Here is a 14,150-nt window from a genome sequence, read left to right as displayed (position 1 = left end):
TGGTCCCGGTGTGGGCGGCTACGCGCCGTCCTCCAGCCAGCCGAAGCTCTTCTCCACCGCCCTGCGCCAGTTCGCGTACTCCCGGTCGCGCACCGACGCCTCCATGGCGGGCGTCCACTCCGCGTCCTTCCGCCAGTGCGAGGTGAGTTCGTCGAGGTCGTCCCACACGCCGGTCGCGAGGCCGGCCGCGTAGGCGGCGCCCAGGCAGGTCGTCTCGGCGACCCGGGGCCGGACGACCGGCACCCCGAGGACGTCGGCCTGGTGCTGCATCAGGAGGTTGTTCACCGTCATGCCGCCGTCCACCTTGAGGGTCGTGATCTGCACCCCTGAGTCCTGGTACATGGCGTCCACGACCTCCCGCGTCTGCCAGCTGGTCGCCTCCAGGACCGCCCGCGCGAGGTGTGCCTTCGTGACGTACCGGGTGAGGCCGGTGACGACCCCGCGCGCGTCCGCGCGCCAGTAGGGCGCGTACAGCCCGGAGAAGGCGGGCACGATGTAGGCGCCGCCGTTGTCGTCGACGCCGGCCGCCAGGGGCTCGATCTCGTCGGCGGAGCGGATGATGCCGAGCTGGTCCCGGAACCACTGGACGAGCGCGCCCGTGATGGCGATCGACCCTTCGAGGCAGTACACCGGCGCCTCGTCGCCGATCTTGTAGCCCACGGTGGTGAGCAGCCCGTTCTTGGACGGCACCGGCCGGTCGCCGGTGTTGAGGAGCAGGAAGCTGCCCGTCCCGTAGGTGTTCTTCGCCGTGCCGACGTCGTAGCAGGCCTGTCCGAAGACCGCCGCCTGCTGGTCGCCCAGTGCGGACGCCACCGGTACTCCGGCGAGCCGGCCGACGGCGGTGCCGTACACCTCGGCGGAGGACCTGATCTCGGGCAGGACCGCCTCGGGGATGTCCATGGCGGACAGGATGGAGCGGTCCCACTGGAGGGTCTCCAGGTTCATCAGCATGGTCCGCCCGGCGTTGGTGACGTCGGTGACGTGCCGGCCGCCGTCCGTGCCACCGGTGAGGTTCCAGATCAGCCAGGAGTCGATGGTCCCGAAGGCGATCTCGCCGCGCTCGGCGCGGTCCCGCAGCCCCGGCACGTTGTCCAGCAGCCAGGCCGCCTTGGGCCCGGAGAAGTAGCTGGCCAGGGGCAGCCCCGTCTGGTCGCGGAACCGGTCCTGGCCGTCGCTGCCGCCGAGGCGGCCGCACAGGGCCGCGGTGCGGGTGTCCTGCCAGACGATCGCGTTGTGCACGGGCTTGCCGGTGGCGCGGTCCCACAGGACCGTCGTCTCGCGCTGGTTGGTGATGCCGAGCGCGCTGAGCTGGTCGGGGCGCAGGCCGGCCCGCGCGAGCGCGCCGTCGACCACGGCTTGCACCTTGGACCAGATCTCGGTGGCGTCGTGCTCCACCCAGCCCGGCTTCGGGAAGATCTGGCGGTGCTCGCGCTGGTCGACGGCGACGATCGCGCCGCCGTGGTCGAAGATGATGCAGCGGCTCGACGTGGTGCCCTGGTCGATCGCGGCGACGTACCGCTCGGCGGTGTCCGTCATGGCTACCCCTCGGTGGCTGGGTCGGAAGGCTGCGTGGGATCGGAAGGCCGCGTCCGGGACGATCGGTTCCCCGGACGGCCGCGGGCGGTGCACCGCGGCGGGCGGACCGCGGCTCAGAAGGCCGCGTGGTAGATGAGGCCCGCGAGGGCCCCGCCGATCAGGGGGCCGACGACCGGTATCCAGGCGTAACCCCAGTCGGAGGTGCCCTTGTTGGGGATCGGCAGGAAGGTGTGCACGATCCGGGGGCCGAGGTCGCGCGCCGGGTTGATGGCGTAGCCCGTGGGCCCGCCGAGGGACAGCCCGATCCCGACGACGAGCAGGGAGACGATCAGCACGGTGGTGCCGGACTCGCCGAGCCCCTTGGTCAGCCCGAAGGCGAGGACGGGCAGCACGAGCGCGATCGTCGCGATGATCTCGGTGATGAGATTGGCCACCGGGTTCCGGATCTCGGGAATGGTGGAGAAGACGCCGAGCGTCGGCGTCGGCTCCTCCGCGGTCTCCGCGTCGGGCACGTTGGCGCGGAACTGGGCCAGGTACACCAGGTACGTGAGGACGGCGCCGAGGACCGCGCCGGTGAACTGGCCGAGCAGATAGACCCAGACCTTGCCCCACACCCCGGTGTCGACGGCGATGCCGATGGTGACCGCGGGGTTGAGCTGGCCGCCGGAGAGGGGGGCGGCGGTGTAGGCGCCGCCCAGGACGCCGAATCCCCAGCCGAACGCGATCACCACCCATCCCGCCGCTCTCGCCTTGGAGTGTCTGAGGGTGACGGCGGCGCAGACGCCGGCACCGAAGAGGATCAGGATGGCGGTGCCGATGACTTCGCCGGTGAAGATGTCTCCGTCGCTCATGGCGGCTCCCAGGGCGCTGGCCGGAGGATCTGCCCCGGCGCATCGAACAGGAACGGTTCCCTTGACGACGTCAGCCGAAGGCAGGGAAGATCCCGCGCCCCGCCCGGCGTCGGTGACGAGCGTGCCGTGGCAGCCGAATCGCCCACGCGGGGACGGGCCGCAGGACAGGAGCGGCCCATGGCGCAGTGCCTGATTACGCCGAGAATGTGCGGCGATGTCGACCGACACCGGAAGTTTTCACCGGCACTCAGGGAGCGTCAAGGTCGCCGACGGCAACGATGACGGGCGACGCGCCGAAGACCGCTCTCACGGCTCCGCCGTCGCGCAGCCGGCCTGGGCCGGACACGCGCCCGAGCCCCGCCGGATCTCGGGCCCGGGCAGTCCCGACCGCCCCAGCACCCAACTCGCGCCCCGCAACGCCTTCGCCGCCTTCTTCAGGGGCGCCAGGGACGCGGCCGCCTCCCGGTGGTCGGCCACACCGCCGGGACCGCACACGACGGTGGCCAGGGACAGCGTGACGGGACGGCCGCCCGCCGACCAGGGCGCCCAGTTCCGCGCACAGGGTCCGCATCGCCCGCACCGCGGCGGGTCGGCCGAGCAGCGAGGCGTCCAGCTTGACCAGGTCGGGGGAGAGGTCGGTGAGCAGCCGCAGCGGCACGTCGCCGTCACCGATGCCGTCGGCGCTGATCCGGAAGCCCTCGCCGCGCAGCGCCGCCACGGCCTCCAGCAGGGCCCGGTGCGGCACGTGCGGGTACGGCGGCACGATGTCCAGGGTCACCTCCCAGGGCATCCGGCCGGCCTCCCGGACGGCTCCGGGCAGCGGGCCGATGCCGCCCAGGTCGGCGGGGGTGGCGGCGAACACGTTGACGTGCAGCGGCAGCAGGGCTTCCCGGCGGACCGCCGCGCGCAGGGCCAGCACGACGAGTCCGCCGTCGAGGGTCGCGGCGGGCCTCGGCGAGGATGTCACCGGCCTCGGGGCGGGCCAGGATCTCCAGTGCGGCGACCCCGCCGGTCGTCAGATCGACCACCGGCTGGAAGGCGAAACGGAGAGCACCCGTCCATGAGCGCACGGGAGCATGATGACGCCATCGGTGCACGCCCAGGGCCGGTTCATACGACGTTCACGCGTCATTCCGGAGCGATCACACAGGGTGCGCGGCCCCCGCTGCCACACCCGTCCCGTCAGCGCACGGCTATCACGGACGAGCCGTGGCCGAACAGGCCTTGGTTGGCCGTGATCCCCACGCGCGCGCCGGCCACCTGGCGGTCCCCCGCCGCGTCCCTCAACTGCCAGGTCAGCTCGCAGACCTGGGCGATCGCCTGGGCCGGTACCGCCTCCCCGAAGGAGGCGAGCCCGCCACTGGAGTTGACGGGTGTCCGGCCGCCCGGGCCCGTCGTGCCCTCGCGCAGCAGCTTGGCCGCCTCGCCCTCCGGGCACAGGCCCAGGTCCTCGTACCACTGCAGCTCCAGCGCGGTGGACAGGTCGTACACCTCCGCCAGCGAGAGGTCCTCGGGGCCGATGCCCGCCTCCTCGTAGGCGGCCCGCGCGATCGAGGCGCGGAAGGACTCCGCCGGCGGCTCGACGGCGGCCGCCGAGTCCGTGGCGATGTCCGGGAGGTCCAGGACCGTGTTCGGGTAGCGCGGGGTGACCGTGGACACCGCGCGGATGCGCACCGGATCGGCGGCGCCGTGCCGCCGCGCGAACTCCATGCTGGACAGCACCAGCGCGGCGCCGCCGTCGGAGGTCGCGCAGATGTCCAGCAGCCGCAGCGGATCCGCGACCACCGGTGAGGCCGCCACCTGCTCGGCGGTGACGCGCTCGCGGTAGCGGGCGTACGGATTCAGGGCGCCCAGGGCCGCGTTCTTCACCTTGACCAGCGCGAAGTCCTCCGGGGTGTCGCCGAAGAGTGCCATCCGCCGGCGCGCGTACAGCCCGAAGTAGGTGGGATTCGTCGCCCCCAGCAGCCGGAAGCGCAGCCAGTCGGGATCCTCCGGGCGCTCTCCGCCGGCCGGCCGGAAGAACCCCTTGGGCGTCGCGTCCGCGCCCACCACGAGCACCGCGTCGGCGAGGCCCGCCAGGATCTGCGCCCGCGCCGCCGCGACCGCCTGCGCCCCGGACGCGCACGCCGCGTACACGCTCGCGACGCGCGCGCCCTGCCAGCCCAGCGCCCTGGCGAAGGTCGCGCCCGCGACATAGCCGGGATACCCGCCACGCACCGTGTCGGCGCCCACGACGGATCCGATGTCCCGCCAGGCGAGTCCGGCGTCCGCCAGGGCCGCGCGGGCCGCCGCCGTCCCGTACTCGACGAAGCCGCGCCCCCACTTGCCCCAGGGGTGCATGCCCGCGCCGAGCACCGCCACGTCCGCCGTCACGCCGCCACCCCCGTCGGCCGCCAGTGCCACGTCGTCCAGAGCGTCCCGGCGTCCTCGCCGAGCACTCCGGGGACGACCTCGACCGCCATGCCCACCGCCAGATCGGCGACGGTGACCCCGGGAACCGCCTGTCCGAGCACCACGATCCGCTCGGGCTCCAGCTCCACCGCGATCAACGCGTACGGCTCCCACGGAAGTTCCGGGTCGCTCACATAGGGTGACGGCGGCCGGTAGCGGCTGTCGGTGTACGACCAGATCCGCCCGCGCCGGGAGAGCGGGATCTCCACCAGGTCGTCGCCGCCGCAACCGGGATTGCGGCAGTGGCCGTCCTCGCGCGGGAAGAAGACCGAGGCGCAGGCCGCGCACCGGGTGCCCAGGAGCCGGAACCCGTCCCCCTCGCCCCTGAACCAGCCCTCGACCGCAGGCGTGCGTGTACGCGACAAAGCTCCTCCAGGGCACCAGATCTGACGGAACGTCAGAAGTGTGCCACGCCTCGCCGCGCGCGGACAGGCCGCGCCCAGGACCGCACCGGTCACGGGCGTCGGTTCACTTCCGGAACGAGGCGTTCCCGTGACCGTGAGACGTCACCCCCGTGATCGGATAAAGTCCGCGCGTGTCCGAAAATCAGCACCCAACTGCCAACTCCGCTCCGGACTCGCATTGTTCGAGTTGCGGAGCGCCCTACGGAGCAGGAGTCTCCGGCTGGCCGCGCACCTGCCCGGCCTGCGGCCACATCGCCTACCGCAACCCGCTGCCGGTGGCGATCGCCCTCCAGCCCGTGTACGACACGAAGGGCACCGCCCTCGTCGTCATCACCCGGACCGTCGCCCCCGCGCGCGGCGGCACGGCCCTGCCCGGCGGGTACGTCGACGACCGGGAGGACTGGCGGCACGCCGTCGTACGCGAACTCAAGGAGGAGACCGGCATCGACGCGGCCGCACGCGACGTACGGCTCGTCGACGCCATGAGCTCACCCGACGGGCACCTGCTGCTGTTCGGCCTCCTCCCCGAACGTCCCGCCGAAGGCCTCCCGCCCTCCGACGCGACGGACGAGACCGAGGGCTGGCACCTGCTGCGCAGGCCCGAGGAACTCGCCTTCCCGCTGCACAGCGTCGCCGTACGCGCGTGGTTCGAGGGCCGCTACTGAGCCCTCCGGCTTACCCCAGCCCCCGGACCCGCACCGGGTACGGCGGTTCGCTCACCCCGTCGTCCCCCTCGCGTCTCACCACCACCCGCCGGCCCTCCCAGCGGGCGACGAAACGCTCGACCTCCGGCTCGTCCCAGCCGTCGCCCGCGTCCGGCACGAACAGCCCGCCCCCGGTCCTGCCCCGGGCGGGCGCCCACACCTCCAGTCCCACACCGCCGTCCTCCGCCCGCACCGGAAGGACGGCACCCGCGCGCGCGAGCACCGGGATCCGCGACAGCGGAGCGTCCACCAGGACCTGCCCCGGCCCCTCGTAGACCCGTTCCGTCCGCGTGTCGTACCAGCGCCCGCGCGGCAGCCGCACCGCACGCCCCTCGGCGCCCGGATCCAGCACCGGAGCCACCAGCAGCCCGTCGCCCAGCAGGAACGCGTCCTCGCAGTCACGCAGCGCCCGGTCCTCGGGCGCACCCCACCACAGCGGACGCACATAGGGCGCGCCGGTCCGCCGGGCCAGATGCGCCAACGTCACGAAGTACGGCAGCAGACGCCGCCGCTCCAGCAGCGCCTCGCGCGCGTGCTCCAGCACCTCGGCCCCGAACTCCCACGGCTCCCCGCGCCCGGCCCGCATGCTCGCGCGCGTGCGGAACAACGGCAGATACGCGCCCAGTTGGAACCAGCGCAGGAACAGCTCCGGCGACGGACTCCCGTCCAAACCGCCCACGTCCGGCCCCGAGTACGGCACCCCGCACAACCCGAGCCCCAGCACCAGCGACAGGGACGCGCCCAGCCCGGGCCAGCCGGTGGCGACCTCACCGGACCAGGTGCCCCCGTACCGCTGCACACCGGCCCAGCCGGACCGGGAGAACAGGAACGGCCGCTCCTCGGGCGCCAGTTCCCGCAGCCCCTCGTAGGCCGCGCGCGCCATGCACAGCGCGTAGACGTTGTGCGCCTCGCGATGGTCTCCGCCGCGCCCCTCCAGAGCGTGCCGAGACGCGCGCGGCAGCGTGGACTCGCCGAAGGCGGTGAACGACGTCGGCTCGTTCATGTCGTGCCAGACCCCGGAGAAGCCCTGCGCGAGCCGCTCCTCGTACAACCCGCCCCACCACTTGCGCACGCGCGCGTGCGTGAAATCGGGATAGACCGCCTCGCCCGGCCACCCCACACCCTCCACCAGCCGCCCCGACGGATCCCGCACGAAGGCGTCGACCCCCGTCCCGCTGTCGTACACCGCGTTCCCCGGCGAGACCTTCACCGCCGGATCGACGATCGACACCAGCCGGATCCCGTCCCGCCGCAGCTCCTCCGCCAGCGTCGGCAGCTTCGGGAAGCTCTCCTGGTCGACGGTGAACACCTGATGGGCGTCGAGGTGATCGATGTCCAGATGGACCGCGTCCAGCGGCAGACCGCGTTCCTGGTAACCGCCGACGATCCGCCGGACCTCCTGCTCGCCGCCGAACCCCCGGCGCGCGTGGTGATGGCCCAGCGCCCACGCCGGCGGCAGCGCGGGCGCACCGGTCAGCGAGGCCCAGGTGTGCAGCACGCGCGCGGGCGTGCCCGCCATCACCCAGCAGCGCAGCGGACCGCCCTCCATCCGCACCTCGCACCGCCCCGCCCGGTCATGACCGGAGCCGGCACCCTCCTCGCCCTCCCGCAGGGTCACCGACCCGTCCCACGACGTGTCGTGGAACACCAGGTGCGCGGCCGCGTCTGCCACCACCAGCTGCACCGGCATCGTCACGTACAGCGGATCGTCACCTGGTCCGAAGGGCCGCCCGGGATCCGTGTTCCACAACCGGTACGTGCCGTCGCGCAGCCGCGGCCCCGAAGCCCGCCCGCCCAGACCGAAGAACCGGGCGTCCGCGGCCACCTCGGACCGCTGCAGCCACCGCGCGGGCCCGCCGTCCACCGGCTCCCACCAGCGCGGCGGCAGATCCCGCCGCAGCATCACACCACCGGGCGTGCACACCTCCACCGCGCCGTGCCGCGAGACGCTGATCTTGACCCGCTCCGCCACCACCCGCCAGCCGCCGTCCGTGTCCGGTTCGAGGACCGCCCGCGGATCCGGCTCCGGGCAACGGCCCGCGAGCGCGTACGACGGCTCGGGACCGGCACCGTCCCAGCCCCAGAAGACCGCGCCGTTCACGGCCACCGTGATCCGCAGCTCCGACCGGCTGAAGCGGATCACACCACCACCGGGACCCGGCACCGCCTCCTGCACAGGACCCGGCACCCGCGCACGCTCGACCCCCCGCGCGGGCAGCCCCGCGGCGTCGATGCGCCTCCTGCGCCAAGCCGCCCGTACGGTGCGCAACCCCTGAGCTGCCTTCCTCGAACCGACCACACTCACCGAACGCACCAGGTCACGACCGTCCATGCTGCTCACCCTGCCACTCAGCGCTCCCCACGTGTGTGCCGTTCAACCGCCGTTCACCCGTGCCGGGGCCACATCTTCACGACACGGACCATGGGGAGCGCACCCTGGTGCAGAAGTCGATCACATGGCATCGTCCCTGTCAGCCGCGTACGCGCACACCCCAGCCCGTGCGCGCCCGACGCACACCAGCGCAGAAGCCCGGGAGCCGCCCCATGTCGACCGCGAACCCCCAGCCGCTCTGGCAGCCCGATCCGCAACGGATCGCCCAGGCGCACGTCACCAGGTTCCAGGCCTGGGCGGCAGAACGCCACGGAGCCCCCGCCGACGGCGGGTACCCGGCCCTGCACCGCTGGTCCGTCGACCATCTCGACACGTTCTGGAAAGCCGTGACGGAATGGTTCGACGTCCGGTTCGCCACGCCCTACGCGCGCGTGCTCGGCGACCGCGCGATGCCCGGCGCCCAGTGGTTCCCCGGAGCGACACTGAACTACGCCGAGCACGCGCTGCGCGCCGCCGCCGGCCGCGCGGACGAGCCCGCGCTGCTGTACGTCGACGAGACCCACGAACCGCTCCCGGTCACCTGGTCCGAACTGCGCCGCCAGGTGGGCTCCCTGGCCGCCGAACTCCGGGCCCTCGGCGTCGGCCCCGGCGACCGTGTCAGCGGCTACCTCCCGAACATCCCGCAGGCCGTGACCGCCCTCCTCGCCACCGCGGCCGTGGGCGCCGTCTGGACCTCCTGCGCACCCGACTTCGGCGCCCGCAGCGTCCTGGACCGCTTCCAGCAGGTCGAACCGGTCGTCCTGTTCACCGTCGACGGCTACCGCTACGGCGGCAAGGAACACGACCGCCGCGACACCGTCGCCGAACTCCGCCGTGAACTGCCCACCCTGCGCGCCGTCGTCCACATCCCGCTGCTCGGCACCGCCGCACCCGAGGGCGCCCTGGAGTGGTCGGCCCTGACCTCCGCCGACGCCGAGCCCGAGTTCGAACAGGTCCCCTTCGACCACCCCCTGTGGGTGCTGTACTCCTCCGGCACCACCGGCCTGCCCAAGGCCATCGTCCAGTCCCAGGGCGGCATCCTGGTCGAACACCTCAAACAGCTCGGCCTGCACTGCGACCTGGGTCCCGAGGACCGCTTCTTCTGGTACACCTCGACCGGCTGGATGATGTGGAACTTCCTCGTCTCCGGCCTCCTCACCGGCACCACGATCGTCCTGTACGACGGCAGCCCCGGATACCCCGACACCGGCGCCCAGTGGCGGGTCGCCGAACGCACCGGAGCCACCCTGTACGGCACCTCCGCCGCCTACGTCATGGCCTGCCGCAAGGCCGGCGTGCACCCCGCCCGCGACTACGACCTGTCCCGCGTGCGCTGCGTCGCCACCACCGGCTCGCCGCTGCCCCCGGACGGCTTCCGCTGGCTCCACGACGAGGTGGGCGAGGACCTGTGGATCGCCTCCGTCAGCGGCGGCACCGACGTGTGCTCCTGCTTCGCCGGCGCCGTCCCCACCCTCCCGGTCCACACCGGCGAACTCCAGGCACCCGGCCTCGGAACCGACCTCCAGGCCTGGAACCCGAACGGCGACCCCGTCATCGACGAGGTCGGCGAACTGGTCGTCACCAACCCCATGCCCTCCATGCCGATCCGCTTCTGGAACGACCCCGACGGCAGCCGCTACCACGACAGCTACTTCGACATGTATCCCGGCGTGTGGCGGCACGGCGACTGGATCACCGTCACCTCCCGCGGCTCGGTGATCATCCACGGGCGCTCCGACTCCACGCTCAACCGCCAGGGCGTACGGATGGGATCGGCCGACATCTACGAGGTGGTCGAGCGCCTGCCCGAGATCAAGGAATCCCTCGTCATCGGCGTCGAACAGCCCGACGGCGGCTACTGGATGCCCCTGTTCGTCCACCTGGCGCCGGGCGCCGCACTCGACGACGCCCTGCTGAACCGCATCAAGCAGGCCATCCGCGAACAGCTCTCACCCCGCCACGTCCCCGACGAGATCATCGAGGTCCCCGGCGTCCCGCACACCCTCACCGGCAAACGCATCGAGGTCCCGGTCAAACGCCTCCTCCAGGGCGCCCCCGTGGAGAAGGCCGTCAACCCCGGCTCCATCGACGACCTCGACCTGCTGAGCTTCTACGAGGACCTGGCCCGCAAACGGGCCTGACCGACCCCGGCGGCCCGCACGACCGGCGTGCGGGCCGCACTGTCAGTGGTGGCGATTACTGTGAGTGAGCATTGATCGACCGCTCACAGGGGGAACCATGGCACGCACCGACCACCGCGCCCTCCGACGCGTCCTGCGCCGCGAAATCGCCGGCACCATCGGCCTGCTGACCGACGAACACGACTTCCGCGCCATGCGGCGCTACCGCACCTTCGTCTTCGACGACCACCCCACCTACCTGGGACAGATCGAAGCCCTCCTCAGGACCCGCGCCGCGGAAGGCACCCACACCACCCTCGCCCTCTTCGACCCCGAGGAATTCGCCGAGTTCTGCACGGACACCGGACTCGACCCGGACGACCCCGCGGCCCGCACCCGCTTCACCGCCGAACTCGCGGCCACCGGCGCCACCGTCCCCTACGACGGCCGCCCCCTCACCGATCTCGTCCCCGTCCTCGTCGACGAAGCGGTCCGCCAGGCCACCTGGGAGTACGCCAGCACCCTCCTGGCCCGCCTCGGCCCCTGTCCCACCTGCGGCGAGGACATCGGACGCGCCTCCTTCACCCGCGCCTCCCACCTCCTGACCCGCATCCTCGACACGGCCCCGCCGGGCGACCGGCACCTCGTGTGCAGCGTCTCCGGAGAACCCGAAACACTGATCACCGTCCTGCACGCCGACCGGGACACCGAGGGCACAACCCGACTCGACGAAGCCGAGGTCCTCGAATTCACCAGCGTCCTCGCGCTCGGCCTCGCCACCCGCAGCCCCGGCGGCCTCGTCATGCGCACCAGCGCCCCCGGTACCGCCGACCGCGTCTGCGGCTGGCGCCTGCGCGGCAACAGGCTCGCCCCGCTCACCGCCGCCGAGGTCTTCGACGCCTACTGCACCGACATCGCATCCGGCGACCTCATCTCCCCGGAGTCCGGCGTCGACTACTGCACCCCGCCCGACCTCGGCGACCAGGAGGCGGCACCGGGTCACCACCACTGACACGCGACGGGGGCGCCCCACCCGCAGGTGGAGCGCCCCCGGAAGGACAGCCGGTCAGGGCCGCGCCCGGCTACTCGCCGGACAGCACCGCCTGAGCCGCCGCGCGCGCCTCGTCCGCGCTGTCCGCGGCCCGCGCGGCCGAAGCGGCCCGCTCGCACTGGGCCAGCGTGTACTTGGCCAGCGTCGAGCGCACGTAGGGGATCGACGCCGCACCCATGGACAGGGAGGTGACACCCAGACCCGTCAGGACACACGCCAGCAGCGGATCGGCCGCGGCCTCACCACAGACACCACAGCTCCTGGCCTCGGCCCTCGCCGCCTCGGCGGACAGCGCGACCAGGTCGAGCAGCGCGGGCTGCCACGGGTCCTGCAGCCGGGACACCGCACCGACCTGACGGTCCGCGGCGAACGTGTACTGCGCCAGGTCGTTCGTGCCCAGCGACAGGAACTCGACCTCCTGGAGGATCGAACGCGCCCGCAGCGCGGCCGACGGAATCTCCACCATCGCGCCGAACTTGGCCCGCAGCCCCGCGGCACGGCAGGCGTCCGCGAACGCCTTGGCGTCGGTACGGTCCGCCACCATGGGCGCCATGACCTCAAGGTGGACGGGCAGCCCCTCGGCCGCCTTCGCCAGCGCGGTCAGTTGCGTGCGCAGCACGTCCGGGTGGTCCAGCAGCGTCCGCAGACCACGCACACCCAGCGCCGGGTTGGGCTCGTCCGCCGGCGTCAGGAAGTCCAGCGGCTTGTCCGCACCCGCGTCCAGCACCCGTACGACGACCCGGCCCTCCGGGAACGCCTCCAGCACCTGGCGGTAGGCCTCGACCTGCTTCTCCTCGGACGGCGCGTTCTTGCTGTCGTCCAGGAACAGGAACTCGGTACGGAACAGACCCACACCCTCGGCCCCGGCAGCCAGGGCCGCCGGCACGTCCGCCGGTCCGCCCACGTTGGCCAGCAACGGCACCTTGTGACCGTCCGCGGTGACACCCGGACCGGTCGAGGCGGTCAGCGCCGCCTTGCGCTCGGCGGCCGCGGCCTCCAGCTCCGCCTTCTTCTCGGCGCTCGGGTTCACGAAGATGTCGCCGGTGCTGCCGTCAACGGCGATGACGGTGCCCTCGACGAGCTCACCGGCGCCGGGCAGCGCCACCACGGCCGGTACGCCGAGCGCCCGCGCGAGGATCGCGCTGTGGCTGGTGGGCCCGCCCTCTTCGGTCACGAAGCCGAGCACCAGGGTCGGGTCGAGAAGAGCGGTGTCCGCCGGCGCCAGGTCCCGCGCGACCAGTACGTACGGCTCGTCACTGTCCGGGACGCCCGGCATCGGAACTCCGAGGAGCCGGGCGACGATACGATTCCGCACGTCGTCCAGGTCGGCCACACGGCCGGCCAGGTACTCGCCGGCCCCGGCCAGCAGTTCGCGGTACGCGGCGAACGCGTCGTACACCGCACGCTCGGCGGTGCTGCCGACGGCGATCCGACGCTCCACGTCGGCCATCAGCTCGGGGTCCTGGGCCATCATGGCCTGCGCCTCGAGCACGGCCTGGGCCTCACCGCCGGCCAGGTTGCCGCGCGCCGTCAGATCGGCGGCCACCGCGTCCACGGCCTGCCGGGCACGCGCGGGCTCCCGCGCCGCCTCGTCCGCCGGGATCTGCTTGGCAGGCGGTTCCAGCACCGCCGTTCCCATGTGCCGAACCTCGCCGATCGCCACACCGTGGCTCACGCCGACGCCTCGCAGCGTTGTCTCCATCTCACCCGTCTCCGATAAGTGCGGCGGGTCCCGCCGCCGCGGTGGTTGTCGTGGTCGCCGTCGTCCTCGGCGGGCGACGGGACGGCGTCGGGGCCGTCAGCTCCAGACGAAGAGGTTGTCGCCGGCCTTCACATCCCCGTCGTCACGGACGTGGGAGAGGGAGTCTGCCGTCGCCTCCAGCGCGACGACAGGGCACACCGGGGACTTGCCGGCGGCCTCGACCTCGGCCGGGTTCCACCGGATGATGCCCTGGCCGCGGGTCACGGTGTCGCCCTTGTTGACGAGGAGTTCGAAGCCCTGGCCGTTGAGCTGCACCGTGTCGATGCCGAGATGGGTAAGGACTCCGTGACCGCTCTCGTCGACGACGACGAAGGCGTGCGGGTGCAGGGAGACGATGACACCGTCGACGGGCGCCACGGCCTCGGCGGGCTCGCGCGCGGGGTCGATCGCTGTGCCGGGGCCGACCATGGCCCCGGAGAAGACCGGGTCCGGCACGGCGGCCAGTCCGATGGCGCGTCCAGCCAGTGGGGACGTCACGGTGGTCATGGGAAGCCTCCCGGAGATGGCGCTGTTCCTGGGCCGTCACTGCTTGTTCCGGACGGCACTGAGCAGCAGCGTATGTCAGATGAAGTGGCGGTTCCGCATGGAAGCTACCACCTAGTGGTCTAGACCACCAGCTCAATGGATTTGCGTGGGCTCCGAAGCCCCGTGTACAGTCGTATCCCTGCTTGAGACCGAGCGGCGCGCAGTAAAGGCGTCCTCACTCGGCAGCAACCAAATTCGTCAGATCCCAACTCGGGATCACCTTCCGCATGTCGTCGGGAAGGTGGTCAGAGGGCCGGAAAAACACTGATAGAGTTTGAAGCACCGAAGGGAAGCCCGGAGGAAAGCCCGAGAGGGTGAGTACAAAGGAAGCGACCGTTCCTTGAGAACTCAACAGCGTGCCAAAAGTCAACGCCA

At 72.4% G+C, this 14,150-nt stretch carries 11 protein-coding genes and 1 pseudogene; 3 read left to right on the top strand and 9 right to left on the bottom strand.

All coding sequences use genetic code 11. The annotated features are described in order from the left end of the window. Nucleotides 1-18: 18 nt before the first annotated feature. The 5 genes and pseudogenes from glpK to ACIRQ9_RS28345 form a co-directional block, all read right to left on the bottom strand. Nucleotides 19-1,536, bottom strand: a complete 1,518-nt coding sequence (gene glpK / locus ACIRQ9_RS28365; protein ID WP_404179359.1) for a glycerol kinase GlpK — start codon at nt 1,534-1,536, stop codon at nt 19-21. 113 nt (nt 1,537-1,649) lie between these two features. Beyond that, on the bottom strand, nt 1,650-2,387 hold the full coding sequence (locus ACIRQ9_RS28360; RefSeq protein WP_404179356.1) for an MIP/aquaporin family protein: 738 nt from the start codon (nt 2,385-2,387) through the stop codon (nt 1,650-1,652). 535 nt (nt 2,388-2,922) lie between these two features. After that, nucleotides 2,923-3,457 (bottom strand): annotated as a pseudogene (locus ACIRQ9_RS28355) (EAL domain-containing protein); the annotation flags it as partial. 112 nt (nt 3,458-3,569) lie between these two features. Next, entirely contained in the window at nt 3,570-4,760 is a 1,191-nt protein-coding gene (locus ACIRQ9_RS28350) for a lipid-transfer protein (protein WP_404179354.1), read from the bottom strand. After that, nucleotides 4,757-5,203, bottom strand: coding sequence for a Zn-ribbon domain-containing OB-fold protein (locus ACIRQ9_RS28345; protein WP_404179351.1), 447 nt, complete (start codon nt 5,201-5,203; stop codon nt 4,757-4,759). Before ACIRQ9_RS28345 ends, ACIRQ9_RS28350 begins: the two co-directional genes overlap by 4 nt. Nucleotides 5,204-5,373: 170 nt before the next feature. Between ACIRQ9_RS28345 and ACIRQ9_RS28340 the strand changes: the two genes are divergently transcribed. Next, nucleotides 5,374-5,907, top strand: a complete 534-nt coding sequence (locus ACIRQ9_RS28340) for an NUDIX domain-containing protein (protein ID WP_404179348.1) — start codon at nt 5,374-5,376, stop codon at nt 5,905-5,907. A 10-nt stretch (nt 5,908-5,917) separates the two neighbouring features. Here the strand turns inward: ACIRQ9_RS28340 and ACIRQ9_RS28335 are convergent, their stop codons facing one another. After that, nucleotides 5,918-8,278, bottom strand: coding sequence for a glycoside hydrolase family 31 protein (locus tag ACIRQ9_RS28335; protein ID WP_404179345.1), 2,361 nt, complete (start codon nt 8,276-8,278; stop codon nt 5,918-5,920). 212 nt (nt 8,279-8,490) lie between these two features. On the opposite strand from ACIRQ9_RS28335, the gene ACIRQ9_RS28330 reads away from it, so the two are divergent. Together ACIRQ9_RS28330 and ACIRQ9_RS28325 are read left to right on the top strand one after the other, a co-directional pair. Further along, nucleotides 8,491-10,458 (top strand): acetoacetate--CoA ligase, encoded by a 1,968-nt coding sequence (locus ACIRQ9_RS28330; RefSeq protein WP_404179342.1) that lies wholly within the window; start codon nt 8,491-8,493, stop codon nt 10,456-10,458. Between the two features lie 97 nt (nt 10,459-10,555). Further along, nucleotides 10,556-11,449 (top strand): hypothetical protein, encoded by an 894-nt coding sequence (locus ACIRQ9_RS28325; protein WP_404179340.1) that lies wholly within the window; start codon nt 10,556-10,558, stop codon nt 11,447-11,449. A 70-nt stretch (nt 11,450-11,519) separates the two neighbouring features. Here ACIRQ9_RS28325 and ptsP read toward each other — a convergent pair whose 3' ends face one another. The 3 genes from ptsP to ACIRQ9_RS28310 form a co-directional block, all read right to left on the bottom strand. Further along, nucleotides 11,520-13,190, bottom strand: a complete 1,671-nt coding sequence (ptsP, locus tag ACIRQ9_RS28320; protein WP_404179337.1) for a phosphoenolpyruvate--protein phosphotransferase — start codon at nt 13,188-13,190, stop codon at nt 11,520-11,522. A gap of 96 nt (nt 13,191-13,286) precedes the next feature. Continuing rightward, the gene (locus ACIRQ9_RS28315) at nt 13,287-13,736 is read right to left on the bottom strand and encodes a PTS glucose transporter subunit IIA (RefSeq protein WP_404179334.1); all 450 of its coding nucleotides are present in this window, start codon (nt 13,734-13,736) and stop codon (nt 13,287-13,289) included. A gap of 214 nt (nt 13,737-13,950) precedes the next feature. Beyond that, the coding region (locus tag ACIRQ9_RS28310) for a hypothetical protein (RefSeq protein WP_404179331.1) at nt 13,951-14,150 on the bottom strand (200 nt) is incomplete at its 5' end.

Source organism: Streptomyces sp. NPDC101237 (assembly GCF_044767465.1).
In the GTDB taxonomy this organism is placed as follows: domain Bacteria; phylum Actinomycetota; class Actinomycetes; order Streptomycetales; family Streptomycetaceae; genus Streptomyces; species Streptomyces gramineus.
Note: the sequence above shows the minus strand (reverse complement) of the source record. Positions and strands in the feature narration are given on the sequence as shown.